At 22.9% G+C, this 23,350-nt stretch carries 3 protein-coding genes and 1 pseudogene; all 4 read right to left on the reverse strand.

Translation table 11 applies throughout. From position 1 onward, the window contains the following. Positions 1-3 precede the first annotated feature (3 nt). Positions 4-1,128: a MupA/Atu3671 family FMN-dependent luciferase-like monooxygenase gene (locus JIC14_RS00670; protein WP_201329881.1), complete on the reverse strand. Its 1,125-nt coding sequence runs from the start codon at positions 1,126-1,128 to the stop codon at positions 4-6. Beyond that, positions 1,128-17,441, reverse strand: coding sequence for an SDR family NAD(P)-dependent oxidoreductase (locus JIC14_RS00675; RefSeq protein ID WP_201329882.1), 16,314 nt, complete (start codon positions 17,439-17,441; stop codon positions 1,128-1,130). The genes JIC14_RS00670 and JIC14_RS00675 overlap by 1 nt, the downstream gene beginning before the upstream one ends. A gap of 27 nt (positions 17,442-17,468) precedes the next feature. Beyond that, the gene (locus tag JIC14_RS02095; protein ID WP_425305467.1) at positions 17,469-21,179 is read right to left on the reverse strand and encodes an SDR family NAD(P)-dependent oxidoreductase; all 3,711 of its coding nucleotides are present in this window, start codon (positions 21,177-21,179) and stop codon (positions 17,469-17,471) included. 21 nt (positions 21,180-21,200) lie between these two features. Further along, positions 21,201-23,048: pseudogene (locus JIC14_RS02100) on the reverse strand (type I polyketide synthase); the annotation flags it as partial. Between the last annotated feature and the right edge of the window lie 302 nt (positions 23,049-23,350).

Here is a 23,350-nt window from a genome sequence, read left to right on the forward strand (position 1 = left end):
TATTTATTGATAATTATTCATAAGTATTTTTAAATATAATAATGATTTCATTACTATAGAATAATCAACCCCAAAATCAACTAAACATGCAATTTCATTAACACCAATTGAAATAGCTTTATTAACTATATTTATTCCTTCGTCAACAGTACCAAAAAGAGCACTAGTTTTAAAATATCTTTGATAAGAATATTCAAGAATTTTTTTCTTCTCAATGTCATTTAATGGTTCACCCCCTTTTTGATCAATAGCAGCCTTTAAATGCGCTTCCATTAAATTTTTTATATATTTCATAAAAGGATCTTTTACCGCTTGTTCTACTTGATTATTATTTTTTAAAAGTAATGTATGTAACATTAGTGTTACAATACCATCATCTGGATTTAATCCAGCAGATTTACGACTATTTCTATAAAGAATAATTTTATTTTTCATAATATCTAAATTATTTCCGTAAAGCATAGTAAATATATTATATCCTTTTTTACCTGCATATATAAAACCTTCATCATTTTGTGTAACTAAAAGCCAAATTTTAAGATCTGATTGATATGGACGCGGATAAGTAATAACTGGTATTTGTTTTTTATCAGAATTCCAAAATAATACTTCTTCTCCTCTCCAAAGTTTTTGTACTTTTGATATATTATTAGTGCAAATAGATTTTCTATTTCTATAATTATTTGGCGCAAAAATAAAATCTTGTTTATTCCATCCAGAACCAAACCCTAAATCCACTCTTCCATTAGATAAAATATCATTTATAGCCCACCATTCTACTATTTCTATAGGATTATGTAATGGTAATGATATACCTGCAGTTCTAAATCGAATATGACGAGTTTGCGGAATTAAATATGCTGCAATTACAGCGGGATTAGCATAAATTGAACCATATTTATGAAAATGTCTCTCTGGAATATAAATTGCATTAAAATTTTCAGAATCAGCAAAAATTGTAACATCACGCATAAAATCATATTTTTTTTTATTTTGTATATTTTCCCTAACATCTGAAAAAAACATAACACTAAAATTAATTTTAAATTTATTTTTTAAAAAATTATTTTCTTGAAGTATTTTTTTTAAATTTAAATTAGTAATTATTTTATTTTTAATATTATTCATTATTTATTATTAATTATTAAAGTTGATAAATAGACAGATAATTTCTTAACACTATTAAAATCAATTAGCCATTGAGGTTGAATTGTATATTTCAAATTTTTTTCAAGTTTAGTAGATAATACCATCGCTGAAATAGAATCTAATCCATAACTTTGAAATGTCTCTGTAAAATCAATTTCCTTAAGTTTTAATACTTCCATTATTGTTTTAGAAATTATTTTTTCTAAAATTTGTTTATTAAAATTTTTATTTTCTTTAAATTTCTCTAATTTTTGTTTTTTATTAAAAGTTATTAATTTATGAATACGATCTATAAAATCAGAACTTAATTTTTTAATTTCATTAATATCTATTATTTTAATAATTTCTTGAATAGAAATTTTTATACCATTTTTTTTCTTTTCTTCCCAATATTTAATATAATCTTCTATATTTTTTTTCATTAATTTAGATTTAAATTTAAATGGTCTGGCATATAATAATCTTTCTTTAATATTGTTAAATATTGATAAATTTAAATAATTTATAATAATAGAATTATTATTTTCTTTAATACTATTTTCATTATTTAAATTCATAATTTTTTCAAATAATATTTTTCCTTCTTTATTATTAAATGTTCTCATTCCTAATTTATTAAATACTTTTTCCACAATAATAAATTTTTCCTTTGATATTCTTGTAATAGCACCTGTTTGATTCCAATCAGAAATTATAATATTTTTATAAAAAATCTTTTTATATAAAAATTGTTGATATGTAGAAAAAAAACTCATATATGTATTCGCTGCAGCATAATCAGAAGATCCTCTAGCTAAATACGGTATTAAACTAGACATAGAAGAAAATGAAATAAAAAAATCTAATGGATCTAATTTAAATATTTTATGTAAATTTTCTATTCCTTTTATTTTTGGTTCCCAAACTTTTTTTATATCTTCTATATTTTTATTAGAAAAACCCGGTTTTTTAATATTAGAATAAACTCCAGCGCAATGAATAACACCTTTAATTGGACCATAATTATTTCTAATTTTTATAAAATATTTTTCCAATGAATTTAAATCATCTAATGAACCAATATAAATTTTTAAATTTTTAATTTTTCGTTCTAAATAAATTAATTCTTTAAGTTTATTTATTAAATAAAAAGATAAATCATTATCAGAGATAATTTTTTTCCAATCCTCCTTAGGGGGAAGATTTGTAATCCCCATAAGAACTATATTTTTACAACCTTTTTCAACAAAATATTTAGCAATTTCTAAGCCTACTCCATTAGTCCCACCAGTTATAACATATACCCCTTTATTGGAAATTAAAAAAGGCATATAATTTTTAATTTCTAATTTTTTTTCTAAAAGAATTGGTACATAACGTTGATTATCTCGATAACAAATTTCAGTTTCTTGTAATTTTATATTAAACTCTTTAAAAATAATATTTCTTAATTTAAGCGGTTCATTATAAATAGAATTATCAATATCAATACAACGTGAATTAATATGTTGATAATCAGAACTTATCATTTTAATAATTCCAGAAAATTTTGAACCAGAAAGTGTCATTTTCTTAAATTTAAAATTTTGTAATTCTTTTGTAAAATATAAAATTGAAATTTCATTAATAGTATTAATTATAATTTGATAAAATACTATTTTTTCAAATTGATCATTATCATAATCATGCGTAACATTATAAATATCGCTTAAATCAATAATATGAGTGATATTATTATCATACTTATTAACTAATGATTGAATGTTTATACGAGCTGAATTTATATCATTTAAATTTACTAAATCATATTTTGAAATATAATTTATTCCTGAATTAAAAATAGATATTAAAATAATTTTTTTAAAATCATTTAAATTCAATATTTTTTCCACAAGTTGTATTGAGTCCTCATTAACTAAAACTAATAATATCTTACGTTCAATGTTATTTTTTAAAAAATACGGTTCTTTTACACGCCAATCTTTACTAATTAAATAAATATTATTTTCTTCCGAATTTTTATTTATTAAATTTTCTTTAATAAAGCGTTTATTATTTAAATAATAAATATAATTAAAATCAACTAATGTATTATTTTTTTCTGGAATTAACCATTCTATGCATAATCTTTGTATAAAAAACAATCGATTAAATTTATTATAATCATCACAAAAAATTATTTTTTTGCGTTTTAATTTAGATAAATTATTTATAGATAAATGAATTTTATAATTAATAAATTTATTTATATACTCTTTATTACTTATTTCTAATTGTATAAAAAAAATAATTTCTATTGGATACCCAAAGTATCCATTTAAAAATTTTTGAAAAAATTTTTCTAAAAGAATAATAATATCATCACTTATTTTTGATATATTAAAAATTAATACAATTTCATACTTTTCTTCAAAAAATAATTTTTTTGTAAAAAATGAATAAAAATTATAATAAATTGGAGAAATAAAATTATTTGTTTTTTTATCCTCTAGATTAGATACCTTTTGAAGTTGTGATAATAATTTTTTAAATATATTAAATTCATTTTTATCTGTATAAATAAAAATAATTTGTTTATTTTTATAAAACTGTAATCGATCTTGCAAATCAATAGAATCCAATAATTCATTATAAATATTACTTTTATAATTAATATTAGATAATTTAAAATTATTTTTTTTATGGAAAATATTTTTTTTCTGTTCTTTAAATATCCAATAATATTCACGCGCAAAAGGATAAGTTGGAAGTCCATGTTTACGATATCCTAAATTTTTATTAAATAATTGTAAATATTTCCAATCAACAGCATCTCCATTAACCCAGCTATTAGCTAAAATTATAGAAATTTCTAATGAATTTTTATTTGTCATTTCAAGATTTTTTAATTTTTTAAAAATTGTATTATTTTTTTTAGATTTTATTTTTCCATAAAAAAAATTATTATCTATATAATTTTCTTTATCCTTATAATTTTTTATAAAATTTAATAATTTTTCATATAATTCCTCAAAAGAAGATATAACAACCGCTAATCTATAAGACATAACAGCTCTACCGAACTGAAATGTATAAATAAAATCAAATATATTAATATTATTATTTTTTAAATCTTTAGAAATATAATTACAAATCAATTTTGAATAAACCAATAATTGAGATAAATTTTTAGCAGATAAAGGGAATACCGTAAAAATAGGTAAATTATTTATAAATTTAATATTTTTATTATCTTTTATTTTTTCTGATAATACTATATGAGAATTAGTTCCACTAAATCCAAATGAATTAATAGCTGCCATACGTTTTTTTTTATTTTCTATATTCCATGATTTGCATTGTGTATTAATAAAAAATGGACTATTTTCTAATTTAATATGCTCGTTAAGAATTCTATAATTTATAGTAGGAGGTAAAATTTTATGTTTTAAAGATAAAATAATTTTAATAATACCTATAACACCTGCGGCAGTCGCTGAATGCCCAATATTACTTTTTACAGATCCAAGTGCACAAAAATTTTTACGATAGCTAAATTTATTAAATGATTCACACAATGCTTCAAATTCTATTGGATCACCTAATTTTGTACCAGTTCCATGTGCTTCAATTAATTGAATATCATCAGGATTTATATCAAACTTTTTATAAATTTCAGTTTGAAGTCTCACTTGAGATTGTGTATTTGGAGCGGTAATTCCATTAGTTTTTCCATCTTGATTAACCCCCCACCCCTTAATTATACTATAAATATCATCTCCATCTTTTTTTGCATCTTCTAATTTTTTTAACATTAATACCCCGACACCTTCTCCAGGTACAAAACCATTAGCTCTTTGATCAAAGCTATAACAATGACCATCTGGTGATAACATTCCAGATTTACTCATCTTAATATGAATATCTGGTGTATTAATAATATAAACTCCTCCAGCTAATGCAATTTTACTATTTCCAAGAACTAAACTATCACAAGCATTTGCTATAGCAACAAGAGAAGAAGAACAAGCCGTATCAATAGCTAAACAAGGTCCTTGTAAATTTAAAAAATAAGAAATTCTTGCTGGTAAGATAGAAACTGACTCCCCCATTAAAGCATAAGCATTATGTATTTCATCAGGATCCGTTATTAATTTATTATAATCACTAACAGCGCAACCAACAAATACACCACATAAACTTCCAGAAAGATCAAATGGATTATAACCAGCATCCTCAATACACGTCCAACAATTTTGTAAAAATAATCGTTGTTGTGGATCCATATATTCCGCTTCTGACGGAGAAATATTAAAAAATAATGGATCAAATATCTCAACATCCTCTAAAGACCCCATCTTTTTACAAATAGTTTTACCAATTGCATTTTTATCTGAATCATAAAAATCATCAATAAACCATCTTATATTAGGAATTTTTGAAACACAATCACGTCCTATTAATAAATTATTCCAAAATTTTTTAACATTATTAGCTTTAGGAAATTGACCGGATATACCAATAATTGCAATATCATAACTAACTAAATTATTAAATTTTTTATTATTTTTATCAAAAATATTTAAAAATATATTTTTTTGTTTTTTATTTTTTTTTTTTATAGATTTATCAAAATCAATATTATTATCTATAGATAAATTTTTTAATTGCAATTTCTTTGATATTTGAGACATTATAAATTTAAAAAATTTATTTAAAGTTGGATAATCATAAATTTTAGTTGAATTTATAGATAAATCTAACTGAGAATTTATTTTTCTAATCCAAGTAACCGCAATAATTGAATCAAGCCCCATATCAATAAAAACAGCATCATCATCAAACTGTTCTGGTTTTATTTGTAATTCTTCAATTAAACTATTTTTTAGTATAGAAAATATGCTTGAAGATGAGTATAATTTTTTTGAATCACCATAAGATATGGTATCACTTATTATTTTAGAATCATTTTTTTTTATAGATTTATCAAAATCAATATTATTATCTATAGATAAATTTTTTAATTGCAATTTCTTTGATATTTGAGACATTATAAATTTAAAAAATTTATTTAAAGTTGGATAATCATAAATTTTAGTTGAATTTATAGATAAATCTAACTGAGAATTTATTTTTCTAATCCAAGTAACCGCAATAATTGAATCAAGCCCCATATCAATAAAAACAGCATCATCATCAAACTGTTCTGGTTTTATTTGTAATTCTTCAATTAAACTATTTTTTAGTATAGAAAATATGCTTGAAGATGAGTATAATTTTTTTGAATCACCATAAGATATGGTATCACTTATTATTTTAGAATCATTTTTTTTTATAGATTTATCAAAATCAATATTATTATCTATAGATAAATTTTTTAATTGCAATTTCTTTGATATTTGAGACATTATAAATTTAAAAAATTTATTTAAAGTTGGATAATCATAAATTTTAGTTGAATTTATAGATAAATCTAACTGAGAATTTATTTTTCTAATCCAAGTAACCGCAATAATTGAATCAAGCCCCATATCAATAAAAACAGCATCATCATCAAACTGTTCTGGTTTTATTTGTAATTCTTCAATTAAACTATTTTTTAGTATAGAAAATATGCTTGAAGATGAGTATAATTTTTTTGAATCACCATAAGATATGGTATCACTTATTATTTTAGAATCATTTTTTTTTATAGATTTATCAAAATCAATATTATTATCTATAGATAAATTTTTTAATTGCAATTTCTTTGATATTTGAGACATTATAAATTTAAAAAATTTATTTAAAGTTGGATAATCATAAATTTTAGTTGAATTTATAGATAAATCTAACTGAGAATTTATTTTTCTAATCCAAGTAACCGCAATAATTGAATCAAGCCCCATATCAATAAAAACAGCATCATCATCAAACTGTTCTGGTTTTATTTGTAATTCTTCAATTAAACTATTTTTTAGTATAGAAAATATGCTTGAAGATGAGTATAATTTTTTTGAATCACCATAAGATATGGTATCACTTATTATTTTAGAATCATTTTTTTTTATAGATTTATCAAAATCAATATTATTATCTATAGATAAATTTTTTAATTGCAATTTCTTTGATATTTGAGACATTATAAATTTAAAAAATTTATTTAAAGTTGGATAATCATAAATTTTAGTTGAATTTATAGATAAATCTAACTGAGAATTTATTTTTCTAATCCAAGTAACCGCAATAATTGAATCAAGCCCCATATCAATAAAAACAGCATCATCATCAAACTGTTCTGGTTTTATTTGTAATTCTTCAATTAAACTATTTTTTAGTATAGAAAATATGCTTGAAGATGAGTATAATTTTTTTGAATCACCATAAGATATGGTATCACTTATTATTTTAGAATCATTTTTTTTTATAGATTTATCAAAATCAATATTATTATCTATAGATAAATTTTTTAATTGCAATTTCTTTGATATTTGAGACATTATAAATTTAAAAAATTTATTTAAAGTTGGATAATCATAAATTTTAGTTGAATTTATAGATAAATCTAACTGAGAATTTATTTTTCTAATCCAAGTAACCGCAATAATTGAATCAAGCCCCATATCAATAAAAACAGCATCATCATCAAACTGTTCTGGTTTTATTTGTAATTCTTCAATTAAACTATTTTTTAGTATAGAAAATATGCTTGAAGATGAGTATAATTTTTTTGAATCACCATAAGATATGGTATCACTTATTATTTTAGAATCATTTTTTTTTATAGATTTATCAAAATAACGTTCAATATTAGTAATAACACGAGGATTATTAACAAAAGTATAATCATGCATAGTAAGCTCGTGAAAAAAAACAGTAGAAAGTGCTTTTTGCAAAGAATAACTATAATATTTTTTTTGTAATTCTAATTCTTTTCTGCTTAATAAAGATAATTTTTTAGCTAATTTTAATGAATAAAACAAAACTTGTTTACGGGGTAATACCGGCATAGATATTCCGCGTTCTTTAAGTTCTTTTCCTTTAAATTCACCCGCAGTTAATAAAATTTCTCTACTTAATATTTTTCCAAAACGTTGCGGGAAAATTAATGTAGAACCCGCACCAGGTGTGAATCCATAACACATATATGGACTTTGATAAACACTTTCTTTACTAAAAACTGTATAATCACAAAATAAACCCATAGCCCAACCAGCACCTATTGCATGACCTTGCATAGCAGCAATTACAGGAATTTTACAATATAATGGCATACAATAACTTTTCTCATCAGTAAAACGAGATATTCCTTTTTGGATCTTTAATAACCCATTTTTGGTTCCACCGCAAGCAAAATAATTTTTATAACCAGTTATAATAATTACCTTATATTTTAATGAACTATTTATATAAGAAAAAGCATCAATAATTCCCTTTACAACAGAAGAAGAAAACATATTTTTATTTTCTCTATCACATATAGTTAAAATTAATATATCATTATAATATTCTTCTAACTTAATAACATAAGATGAAAAAGGAATTACAGATATCTTATCTTTGTTATACGATAATTTTAATAAAAAATCTGGATATTGAGAAAAATTTCGCAAATTTGTAATTATATTATCTATATTTTTATTTAAATGTTTTTTAAGTATTTTTAATGAAATCGATGATGATCGAATAATTTGATTTGCTTTTTCAAAGGCATAATTTTGAATGATGGACTCATCAATAATTGGATATGATAATTTAAATTTTCTTAATGATTTACTATCAAAAATAATACCTGAAGATAAGTCACAATAATATCCCTGTTTACTACAAATTATTAGATCACATGTCATAGAAATCTTCATAACATGATTTGAATTTTTTCCTGTTAAAACTATAATTATAGGAAATAAAAATTTTATTAAAGATTGAATAATATTAGAGATCTCTGTTTGAATTAATTTATTAATATTTATTGTATCTGCAAATAATTTATCTAAATTATTAAGTATTAATACTTTAACTTTATCTAAATTAGATAATGATTTAATGCAAGAAATTAATTCACAGCAAGAATTTTTAATTTTTTCCTCTATATTCTCATTAACATTATAAAAATTACTAAATTTAATAGAAAAAATTCCTTTACCATGATCTTTAAGATTAATATATTTTAATCTATTATACTTTATATCAATTACTTGATTAGAACTAGATATTGAAAAATCAGATTTAGTTTTTAATAAAGGTAATAAATATGGAGTTTCTAAAAATGGATAAGTAGGTAATGCAATACAATGATACATATTTTTTTCTGAATATAATTTTGTCCAATCAATATTCATACCTTTACTCCAAAATTTAAGTAAACGTTCATATTTTTTTTTATGAAACCATATTTTTAATGTATCTTGTATTGTTATATCATTAGAAAAAATACTAATTACATCTTTATAATTTTTTATTTTTCCATAAAAAATATTTTCCTCTTCTTCTAAGAAAGAATAATTATTTCCTTGAATATTTAAACATTTTTGTAATTTTTTTTGAAGCTCAGACAAAGAACATACTATAAAAGCAATACGAATATCCATCGCCTCTCGTCCTATTTGAAGAGTATAAGATAAATTTGCTAATTTTTCATAAGACATTTGCAATGTAAATTTATATAAACATTTTATATAATTTTTTAAAGATTCCTCATTTCGAGCAGATAATATAATTATATATTTTTTTTCACATGAAAAATTAAATGATTTTTTAATTTTCTTAAATTCTTCAATAATAATATGAGCATTAGAACCACCAGCACCAAATGATGAAATTCCAGCTACACGTGGAAGATTTTTTTCTCTAATCCAATTAACTAATGTTTGTTGAAGGAAAAAAGGGGTTTTAGAAAAATTAATATTTGGATTTGCTATTTTAGCATGTAATGTGGGAACTAAGCGCTTATTTTTCATTTGCAAAATTACTTTAATAAAACCAGCTATTCCTGCAGCAGCTTCTAAATGACCAATATTTGATTTAACTGATCCAATTGCGCAAAAATTATTATCTTCTGTATCATTTCTAAAAGCTTTTACTAAGCTAGATATTTCAATTGGATCACCAAGTTCTGTTCCAGTTCCATGTGCTTCGATATAACTAATATTTCGTGCATTTATATTAGCTTTTTTTAATGTATTTTTAATTAATTCAAATTGAGCATTAGGATTAGGTACTGTATAACCATTAGTTTTTCCGCCATGATTAATATGAGTTGCTTTAATAATTGCTTGAATTCTATCATTATCCTCTATTGCTTTTGAAATTGGTTTAAGCAATACAGCACCAACACCTTCTCCAGGTACAAAACCATTAGCATTTTCTCCAAAACTACGACATATTCCATCTTTAGATAACATACGAGAAGAACTAAGTAAAATATAACTTGATGGATGTAAGTACAAGTTAACACCACCAGCAATCGCTAATTTACTTTCCCCGGATCGTAGACTTTGACAAGCTTGATGAATTGCAGTTAATGAGGATGAGCACATTGTATCTATTGGCATACTTGGGCCTCTTATATTTAAAAAATATGAAACTCTATTCGCAAAAGAACTAAATGAAGTATGAGGATATAGCCTACTACCACATTTCCATAATTCAGGACCAAATAAATCAAAACCAGTGCGCGTAACTCCGACAAATACACCCATTTGATGATTAAAGTCTCTTGCTAAACGTTCTCGTGTATAACCAGCATCCTCTAATGTTTCCCATGCTGTTTGTAAAAATAAACGTTCCTGTGGGTCAATAATATTTGCTTCTTTAGGAGAAATATTAAAAAATAATGGATCAAAATTCATTATTTTATTTAAAAATCCACCCCATTTGCAATAAGTTTTTCCTTGTTTAATAGCCTCCTCTGGGTCAGGATGATAAAATTTATCTATTTCCCATCTAGAGAATGGAATTTCAGTAATACAATTTTTTCCATTAATCAATAATTGCCAATATTCTTTTAAATTATTTGCTTTTGGAAAGTGACAACTCATACCAATAACAGCAATATCATTATTATCGCAAATATCTATTGTATTTTTAGATAATGTATTTATTTTTAATTCTTTTATTTCATATTTTTTATTATCAATTTTTTTATTATCAATTTTTTTATTATCAATTTTTTTATTATCAATTTTTTTATTATCAATTTTTTTATTATCAATTTTTATTTTTGTTAATTCTTGTAATTCTTTTTTATGATTATCTATTAAATAATTAGCTAATTCAAAAATATTTTTATATTCAAATAATAATGTACTAGATATATTAGAAAAATCTTTACGTAACTTATTGGTAATTTGAATAATTAATATAGAATCTATTCCATAATTTCCTAATAATTCTTGTGAATCTATTTTGGAAATATCCATATGCAATACTTTTGCAATAATCTTTTTAAGATATAAAATAATAACTTTTAAAGAAAAATTCTTATCTTTATGTATTGATTTTAACTGATTATTTTCTATTTTTTTTTCCATTGATATTTTTTGTTTAATTATTCCGTTACTTTTAGAGATTATAATTTGTTGACCTAAATTATGTGTATTTTTTGCTGGAAATAAAATGGTATTAAATCCTTCTTGACTTAAAATTTTATACCAATTTTTAGAGCATAAACCTGGAGAATCCGAAATTCTAATTCTTTGATCATCTGATAACCACCATCCTTCTAATAAACCAAAAGTAAGATGAGCAAAAAAAGATTTTTTACTAATTTCATTTAATAACAATAAACCATTTTTTCGTAAAACAGCTTTCACATTAGATAATGTAAAACAAATATTACGAGTAGCATGTAACACATTTGTAGCAATTGCTATATCATAAGATCCAGGCTTAATCATTTGATTAGAAAGCGGTTTTTCAATATTAAATATTTTAGGAGTAAGATAAGGGTAGTTTGATAAAAATTTTTTTTCTGCGTGAAATAAAAATGCTTTTGATATATCTGTATAAGCATATTCAGAAATATTTTTATAAAAGGGATTAAGATACGGTAAAATTATTGAAGTAGTACCACCGGTTCCTGCTCCAATTTCAATAATTCTTATGCGAGCTAATGGTTCTTTTTGTAAACGTAATTTAATAAAAGAAACTATTGTTTTTGCTAAAATTTTATTAAAATAATCAGATACTAGATTATTACAATAAATACCATTTACCATTCGCATTGATGCATTTGGAAAAAGAATATCAGTAGAACGTATTTTTCCACTAAGAATTAGTGGTAACGATCTTAAGCAAGTTTCTACTAAAATAATAGCAGATTCTAAATTTGAATTATTAAAATATTTTTGTTTTGAAATATTCCAAAATTCCCATAACTTTTCTAAATTATTTAAATTTTCCAATACTATTAATATATTTTTTTTATTATATTTTTTTAAAAATTTAATACTTGCCTTTAACCATTTTTCATAAAATTTTGGAGTATTATTAGAAATATTTCGTAATATTTTCCAATGATTATTTTTATCTTTACCTAAAAAACCCATAGACACTAATATTCCAGCTAAAAGAGGTAATAATTTTATTTCCATTATTTTATTATTAAATATACTAAAATTTTTTAATAATTCTACTTTTTTATCTGATTCAGTTAACATAAAATTTAATGAAAATGGTGTTATTATATCTAAATTATCTGGATAAATAATTAAATTTTTCAAAGAATTAAATAAAAAAAGAGATTTAGGGCAACTAACTCTAATAACAATAATTTGTCTAAGAGGAATATTAGATATATTTTCTAAAAATGTCATTGCTTGAGACACCTTTAAGAGTAAACGTCCACTTTGTTTTAATCTAATTTTAGCAAAATTAGAAATCTTTTCACCAGTACCAATTTCCCAATGTCCCCAATTAATTACCCTTACAAAACATTGTAATTTTTTTGATAAACAAATCGCATACGCATCTTCAAAAGCCCCCCCAGAAGAATAACCACTCATTCCTCCATTTTTTTCAATAGCAACAATTGATGAAAAATAAAAAATAAAATCTGATACTTCTGTGCTAAATACTTTTGCGATATTGATACTTGCATCAATCTTGATAGATAAAATAGACTGAAAACGTTTTATACTCATTTTTTCAATACTTTGATCGAATTCACTACTAACCGCAGAATGAATAACACCATTAATTACTGGGTAAATTTTTTTAATTATTGTTAATGATTTTTTTAAAGAAGTTAAATCACAAGCATCTGCTGAAATATAAAGTATTGAAGAATTAATTTTTTTAAATTTTTCTAATTTTTTCTGAATATTAACATCTAATTTACTCCTACAAATCCAAATAACTTGCGCGGAATATTTTTTTATTACATAATTAGTCCATGCCTCCCCAATTCCCCCGGACCCCCCAATTACTATATATACACCTTTTTGTTTATAAATTGGTTTTGATGATAAACGTAAATTAACAATAGAATATAAATATCTTTTAAACCATTGACCATTGCGATAAGCAAGTACTTCACCGTTAATAATGTTTTTTGGTATATTTACTAATATATCTTCTAGTTTGGAATTAAATTCTAAATCTAATACATTTATTATCCAAAAAGGATATTCTTTAGCTAAAACACCCGCTAATCCATGTATACTAGCATACCCAGGAGAAACTAAATCAGTATCAAATACCTCTTGAGTCGAATAAGTAATAATAGTCCATACTAATTCCCGAGAAGAATATATTTTTTGAGATAATAAAGCTTTAATAAATTTAAATAATAATAATACTCCAAAATCTTGATAATTAATAAAATCTATTTTAAATATTTGTGGAGTAATCCAAATAATATGATCAAATTTACATCCTTCTGAAATCAATTTATTTAATTTATAAGAAATTATATCAACTGATTCAGTAATATTTATAAAAAATTCATACATAGAACAATTAATAGATTGAATAATTTTTTTTTGTTTAAAATTTGCTCCAATTACTAATAATTTTCTATTTATTAAATAAGAATTATTTTCATAATTCATAATTATAGGATCCCAAGTTAATGATAATTGCATTACATCACTATTACTTATATGGGTATCATCACTATTACTTATATGGGTATCATCACTATTACTTATATGGGTATCATCACTATTACTTATATGGGTATCATCACTATTACTTATATGGGTATCATCACTATTACTTATATGGGTATCATCACTATTACTTATATGGGTATCATCACTATTACTTATATGGGTATCATCACTATTACTTATATGGGTATCATCACTATTACTTATATGGGTATCATCACTATTACTTATATGGGTATCATCACTATTACTTATATGGGTATCATCACTATTACTTATATATTTATTAAAATTATTTTTCGGGAGCCAATAATAATATTTTGAAAATGGATAAGTTGGTAAACTAATTCGTGTATTTTTTTTATCTATTAAAGACCAATCAATATCAATACCAGATTGCCATAATATAGCAATCTTTTTAAAATTTTTTTTCTTTATCGCTGAATTAATAACAGCAACCATATCTTTTTTATTTTTTAAGTCATTAAATAAATCTAACTCCCTTTGTAAAGGAATTATTTTTTTTTTATAAAAAAAATTTAATTGAAATAATAAATTATCACGATTAAAAATAACTAACGCTAAACGACAACTCATTGCTTGACGCCCTTTTTGTAATTGAAGAGTTAAGTCTCTTAACGAAATATTTAAATTTTCTTTATTATTTAACCATTCTATATATTTCTTAACATAAATAAGTAATTGTAATTTAGTTTTAGCTGATAAAACAAAAATTAAAGGTGATGTAAAATTTGTGGAATTAATAGAAATATTATTTATTATTTTATTATTTATTTTAATATTATATTCAGATAATACTACATGCGCATTAGTTCCCCCTGAACCAAAACTACTAATACCAGCCATACGCAGTCTATTTTCATATCTTGGTTTTACCCAATCTTGAAAATGATCAATAACATATAAATGACTATCATCTAATTTTATATTATTATTTAAATTATAAAAATTTAATGAAGCAGGAAGTTTTTTATTTTTAAGACATAAAATAACTTTTAATATACTAGTAATTCCAGCAGCAGCTTCTAAATGCCCCAAATTAGTTTTTACTGACCCCAGCCCACATTTTTCATAAAAATTTTTTATATTTTTTTCATATGAAAAAATACTATGAAATGCATTTTTTAATCCCTGTATTTCAATTGGATCACCTAATTTTGTACCAGTTCCATGACACTCAATATATCCCAATGAACGCACATCAATATTTGATGTATTCCAAGCCTTTTGAAGAAGATACGATTGTTGTATTGGATTAGGAGCAGTTAAACCATTTGATTGACCATTATGAGTGCTGGCGGATCCTTTAATAATAGCATATATATTATCATTATCTTTTAATGCAACAGAAAGAGATTTCAACATTAACATTACAGCGCCTTCTCCACGAACATAACCATCAGCATTTTTATCAAAAGTTTTACAAATTCCATCTCTAGATAACATACCGGCTTTATAATAAGCAATAGTATTAAATGGGTGAAGAATTAAATTAATTCCACCAACAAGTGCCTGTGAAGATTCACCATTTTTAATTGATTGAAGTGCCGCATGTACTGCTACTAAAGAACTAGAACAAGCGGTATCTATTAACAAACTAGGTCCAGTAAAATTATAAAAATAAGAAATACGATTAGCTAATACCGCCATAGAATTACCAGTACAATAATGCGCATTAATAGGAATTTTAATATAATCACTTAATAATCGTGTATAATCAGATCCACTGGCTCCTATAAAAACACCTGTATTACTACCTGATAATTCATTAGAATTATAACCAGCATCTTCTATTGTTTTCCAGGAAAGTTCCAATAAAATTCTTTGTTGAGGATCCATTGATTTCGCTTCTATTGGAGAAATTCTAAAAAAAGGTGCATCAAAATACTCTATATCCTTTAAAAATGCTCCAAAATTAATACCTTTATGTTTATTTTTAATATCAATTTCTATGGGCCATATCCAGCGATTTTCATGTAATTCCTCAATAACAGATGAACCTTTTTTTAATATTTTCCAAAATTTACTTAACGTATTAATACCCCCTGGTAAATGACATGCCAATCCAATAATTGCAATATCTTTATTTAAATTATTGAGAGAATTATTATCTATATTTTTAAAATTTTTTCCTAACAAATAAGATTTATTATTTTTTTTAAAAACATCTATATTATTAATTTTATTATAAAAATAAAAAATTATCTTATTAACAGTATTATTATAAAATAAAAAAGTTGAATCAATATTTAATTGATAATGCGAAGATAAATTTTTATTTAAAAATAATAAATCTGATGAATCTAAACCCATATCCATTAATGGCGTATCAATAGAAAAAAATTTTTTAAATTCAAATGACAAACATTCATATACAATTTTTTTTATATAAGTAGAAATTTCCTCTAAATTATATTTATTATTTTTTTTTACTTTTGTTTTATTATTTATATCAATACATTTTCTATTTTTTATATCATAATTAATAAGAACACCATAACCATTATTTTTATAATCAAATGGTCGATAATTAGGTATTAATTTTTTAATAATCGCCCCGTGTGATTCATGAAAATATAAAATTGGATCAATTAACATACCATAAATATTACGTTTCTTAATATATTCTGATAATGATAAATTATCTAATTTATTAAAATTTTTACATAAAGTAATTGCAATTACTAAATTTATTTTAGTCTGTAAACTATAATAAATTAATATAAATTCTAATAATTGATCTCCTAAATTTTGTTGCTGCATATCTGGAAAAATATTAATCGCTAATAATTGAGCTATTGAACCATGAATATTATGTAATGTATCTACCGTTGTTATATTATGATTTTCTAATTCTTTAACAGATTTAATTAATTGAGAATAAATCACCCCAGATATTTTATTATTAATTAATAGTACTAATTGTCCTTTAGGATAATTACAAATACGATTTTTTATTATAATTTCAGGAGTACGTAATAATTTTTTCCAACAAGATTTCTCTAATTTAATTAATTCTGGAATATCTTCCAATAAAGCTGTACGAATACAATATGGCTTATATTTCAAATTAAATAATATGTAATTTTTTATAGATTTTATATCTAATAAATTTTTAGGTGGCTGATGAGTTATAAACAAACCAATTTTAGCTGCTTCTAAAAAACATTTTTCTAAAGAATTTTCGTTTTTTTTAAAAAAATTTTCTAATATTTTATGCATTATTTTTTTAATACTATTAATTATTTTTTATAATTTTTTATCAGATAATTTTTTACTGCTCTTCTTTTGAGGAGTTTTTTTATCAGATAATTTTTTACTGCTCTTCTTTTGAGGAGTTTTTTTATCAGATAATTTTTTACTGCTCTTCCTTTGAGGAGTTTTTTTATCAGATAATTTTTTACTGCTCTTCTTTTGAGGAGTTTTTTTATCAGATAATTTTTTACTGCTCTTCTTTTGAGGAGTTTTTTTATCAGATAATTTTTTACTGCTCTTCTTTTGAGGAGTTTTTTTATTTAAAAACAATAATTTACGTAAATGAGGTAAATTACCTTGTAATATTACAATCTGATTGTAACTAGTATGCATAGCATAATAAAATATAGAAAGTATATTTTGAGTATTTAACTTTTTAATCTCAATATCTTTATAAACTAATTCTTTATTATAATTATCAATATTTATTTTATCGTTATTACACAAAGGAAAATTAATCGATAATATTCGGCCCTTAGGATTAACTTGAGATGCAATAAAACTAGACAAGGATAATTGATTTCTATACTTAGAATACATATTTATCAAAAAATTAGCAGTAGAATAATCACAACACTTATAATTTCCAAATACCCCACTAATAGAAGAAAATAAAACCATAAAATCTAAATTTATTCCTCGGCTCGCTATATCTAAATTAATTGCACCCAAAACTTTAACTAATAAAACTTCTTCAAATTCAATAATACTCTTTTTATAAATTAAATTATTTTTAATAATTCCTGCGCAATGAAGAATACCATTTAATCCATGTTTTTTTTTAAGGTTAATCGATTTTATTAATTCCAAAATAGCTGTTTGATCTGTTACATCTATAGAATAATATTTAATTTCCGCTCCCCTTATTTTTAACGAATTCAATTTTTCTTGTTTTAATGAATCTAATTTAGAACGCCCAATTAAAATTAATGTAACATTATTTGTTTTATTAATTATTTCCTTAGCAAAAATTAATCCTAATTTACCCATCCCCCCGGTAATAAGATAAATTCCATCATCTTTCCAAAAGAACGGAAATATATTTTTTGTTGAAGAAATTTTATCCCAATACAATACATATCTTTTTCCATTTAAATAACGTATATTTTGATCAAAAGGTATCAAAGCATTTTTTTGAATAATTTCTTGAATAAAATTATCTTTATTATTTTGATTCTTAATTTCAATTATTTGTCCAAAAAAATTTAAATTTTCTATATGAGCTGTTTTTAAAATACCAGAAAGAGAATGTAAAAATTTTACAGGAAAAATAATATTTGAACATATTTTTGATTGAAAATTTTGAATTATAATTTGCAGTAATATTCGACCATTTTTATTAATTAAATTCTGTTGAATATATTCAAATATCTTAATAGCACAATCAAAAAAATAATAATCTATTTTTTTTATTATAGAAAATAAGGATAAACAAACGACACCAGGAATCAAAATTATTTCATTTGTAAAAAAAATTACATGCGTATCATAATTTTTTTTGTTAACAATATTATTTTTATTATTTTTATTTAATGGTAAAGAAGATATTAAGGATTCTTTCCACTTAGAAGTAGTTATTAAAATAGAATAATTTTTAACTAAAGAGGATATTTTTATTTTAGTATCATTTTTTTTAGGAATTATTTTAGATTGACATAATGATAAAGATTTTTCTTTTTTATTTTTTTTTTTATTATTTATACTAAATAATTTTATTAATTTAGAATGATATGAAGATATAAAATAATTAGTTAAAGAATTTAATGTATTAAATTCAAAAAATAATGTTTTAGATAAAGTTCCAAATTGTTTTTCTAAAATAACATTCAACTCCATAATTGCCATCGAGTTAATTCCATAGGAATTTATATTTTCATTAATATCCAGCTCGTCTATTGGGTATTTTAATAATGAGGAAAATATTTCTTTAAAATATTCAATAGTTTTATTATAGAGTAATTTATCAATATTTTTATCAGATTTATCTAATATTAATTCAATTGAATTATTAATATTCTTTGAATTTATTTTTTTATTATTAAAATTAATTTTATATTCTTTATCTTCAAAATTAAATCTACTTAATATATATCCTTTAATCTGTATATGAATTACACCACGCTCATTACATAAATTAATATTTAATTTTTTTATACGTTCTTTAGTTAAATGGTTAGAAACATACTCTATATGCACCCACATTAATTTTATACAAATATTAAATATATAAATATCTTCTATAACAAATGATAAAAATAATTCCTTATCATTTTCTTCGGTAAAAATTAAGTTTAATTTATCTAAATATAAACCAATAATACATTGTAATGCTGAACCTATTATAGATGGATGTAATATATATTTCTTTAATGTTACTAACATTAATTCTGGGAGTATTAATTTTGCTAATACTTGTTTTTTAGAGACATATAATTCATAAACATTACGATAAATCGGACCATAAATTAATTTAAATTTCTTAAATAAATTATAACATTGAACTGAACTAAATTTTTGTATATTTAATTTATTTAATATTAAATTAATATCGACGTATGGTAAATTATACTTATTAGAATTAATATAAGATATTACTCCTTGACTATGAATTTGTAATTTTGAGGAATCTAGATTATTTAATGTAGGATAACTAATAATTTTAAACTGAATAGTATTACCAATATTTTTATTTAATTCAATTTCAATATATTTTTCTTCATTAAAAATAAAAGGATCAGACCAAATTATATTATGAAATTTTATTACATCAGAAGATTTATAAAAATTATCTTGCGCAATAACAGCTGCTGCACGAACCATCTCCAAATATACTATATTTGGTAATATTTTTCGTTCATTAATTGAATAATCTGATAAAAAAAATTCTTCCCCTGTTAAAAATGTTCTAAATTTACAGTATTTTAAAGTAGAAATATTTTCATGAACTAATGGATGTAATTTTTTTAATTTTTCCGAAATTCTAGAGTCAAAATCATATATTTTTTGCTTTTTAAATATTTTTTTTATCCAATAAGATTTTTTAGAAAATGGATAACCGGGTATAGAAATTCTTTTCGGTTTCTTGGGGTATAAACATGATTCTCCATAAAGTTTTTCCCAAGAAATTTTCATTCCTAATACCCATATTTCTAATAATTTAGTTAATTTTCCACATTTCATCCATTTTTCTAAAGCCTCTTGAATTTCTTTATCATTTATAAAAATAGAAAAAATACGCTTATTTTCTTTAATTCTTCCTAAATATAATCCCTGAAAATCATTAATTCTATCATCAATAAAAGCTTGAAGTTTTATTAAAAGTTCATCAAATGAAATTGCAGTTAACGCTAATCTATGATCCATTGGATCTCTTCCTACCTGCAAGGTGTATGCTAATTCAAATAAATTAATATCATTCCTAATTTTTTTAAAATGATTATCAAAATTTAAAATTTTTTTCTTTTTATATTTTTTATTAATAATTGCATATAAATTAGGATAATTTAATAATATCGCATTAACAAATGATATAATTGAATGATCATTCAAAAGAATATTAAAAGAAATATCAATATTAAACTTCTTATTTAATTTTTCTAATAACATTATACCATAGATACAATCTAATCCGATTTGACTTAATTGATCATCAAAATTAATTTCTTTTTTGTTTATATTTAAAATATCTGAAATATATTTATGCACTATATTTGATAAAAATTTACATATATTATCATGATCATAAATTTTATTTTCAATAGATATTTCATTATTTATAGTAATAAATTTTATCAAACTAATAGCATATTCTTTTAAAGATTTTATATTTTTTGCAGAAAAAACAATTAAAGCTATAGAGCTCGATTCATATTTAAATACTTCTTTTTTTATAGAATATTCTTCAATAACTAAATGTGCATTAACTCCCCCAAAACCAAAAGAACTAATACCAGCCCGTCTAGGTATTTTTTTTCCATTAATATCACGTAATCTTTTCCATTCACAGTTATTATGTAATAAATAAAATGGACTATTTTTTAATATAATATATGGATTAATTTTCTCACAATGTAAACTTTTAACTAAAGTTTTATATTTCATCTGTAATAATACTTTAATAACACCTGCAATTCCTGCTGCTAATTCCAAATGCCCAATATTAGTTTTAACAGAACCAATTCCACAATATGCATTTTTAATAAATTTTTCAGAATTATTATTAATTTTATTTAAATCTCTAAATGCTGATTTTAAAGCATTCACCTCAATTGGATCGCCAAGCTCTGTTCCAGTTCCATGTGCTTCAATATATGAAATTGATTGAGGATTGATATTGGCACGAATATATGCATTTTTAATAACTTCAATTTGAGCTTTAGGATTTGGAGCAGTTAAAGAGCTGCTACGCCCTCCATGATTTTCTGAACTACCACAAATAACTCCATAAATATGGTCACCATCTTTTTCAGCTACACTCAATTTCTTTAAAAATAACATCCCAACACCTTCCCCGCGTACATAACCATTAGCTTTATTAGAAAATGTTTTACATCTACCGTCCTCACAAAGCATACCAGCTTTACTAAAACTAATTTGTGTTTCTGGGCTAATAATTAAATTAATACCCCCAACAATCGCTTGCTCGCAATCTTCCATTAATATTGCAGATAAAGCACGATGAATAGCAACAAGTGAACTAGAACAAGCTGTTTCTACTGGTTCACTAGGTCCATGTAAGTTAAGAAAATAACTCATTCTATTGGGGCCAATAGAATCAATAACACCGGTCGCACTATAACCATCAATAGTAAAATTACTATTTGCAATTAATTGACCGTATCCACTAGAAGCAGTACCAATAAATAATGCAGTTTTACTACCAGATAAACTACCTGGAGAGTAACCAGCATCTTCTATAGCTTTCCACACATATTGCATAAGTAAACGATGCTGGGGATCCATAAGCTCTGCTTCGCGAGGAGATATATTAAAAAAAGAAGCATCAAAAAAATCAATATTATCAATAAAACCACCCCATTTAATATTTGTTTTATTAGCATCTTTTTTAGGGTCACCATAAATATCTCTCCAATCCCATCGACTTAACGGGATTTCACTAATACAATCTGCACCAGATAATAAATTTTTCCAAAATTCATTAATATCTTGAGACATCGGAAAACAACCACTTATACCTATAATAGCAATTTTATTATCTAATAAACTATGTGATTTATTTTTTAATTTATTATCATTAATAGGTAATAATTTTTCTTTTTTTTCAATAGAATCAGTGGATAAATATAATTCTTTATCTAATTTTACGAATTTCTCTATAAATTTTGGTTTTAAATCAAATTTAAAAATAAACTTATCATAATATTGAACACTTAATAATTCTGAGAGAGCATTAATAGTAGGGTATTCAAAAAATGTTGTTGGAGTTAATTCTAATTGATATTTTCTATTTAATCTATTCGCGAGATCAGTAAAAGTAATTGAATCAAAACCATAATCACTTAATTGAACATCATTTTCAATATCTTTTAGTGAAAATTTCATTAATTTTGAAATATATTTAGATAACATTTTACAAATACAATTTCTCAATTCATTATAATTTATATTATTAGAGTTAATTGCAGATGATGATTCATTTTCTTGAGATGATAATGAATTAATAACTTTTTTATCAATATTTTCTAAATAATTTCGAATACGACTGGAGATACCGTATATTACCATTATTCTTGAAATATTTAATGTTATAACTTTATAGAGGATATCAAGACCATGTATATTTGGCATTTCAACAATCCCACTAGTTTGTAACATTATATTTTTTATAGATTCTTGCATTTTCATGCCACCATTAG

Source organism: Candidatus Profftella armatura (Diaphorina cf. continua) (assembly GCF_016593155.1).
GTDB lineage: Bacteria > Pseudomonadota > Gammaproteobacteria > Burkholderiales > Burkholderiaceae > Profftella > Profftella armatura_A.

Coding starts and splice junctions, on each gene's coding strand:
- JIC14_RS00670 (WP_201329881.1), bottom strand. CDS start 1,128: ATGAATAATATTAAAAATAAAATAATTACTAATTTAAATTTAAAAAAA.
- JIC14_RS00675 (WP_201329882.1), bottom strand. CDS start 17,441: ATGCATAAAATATTAGAAAATTTTTTTAAAAAAAACGAAAATTCTTTA.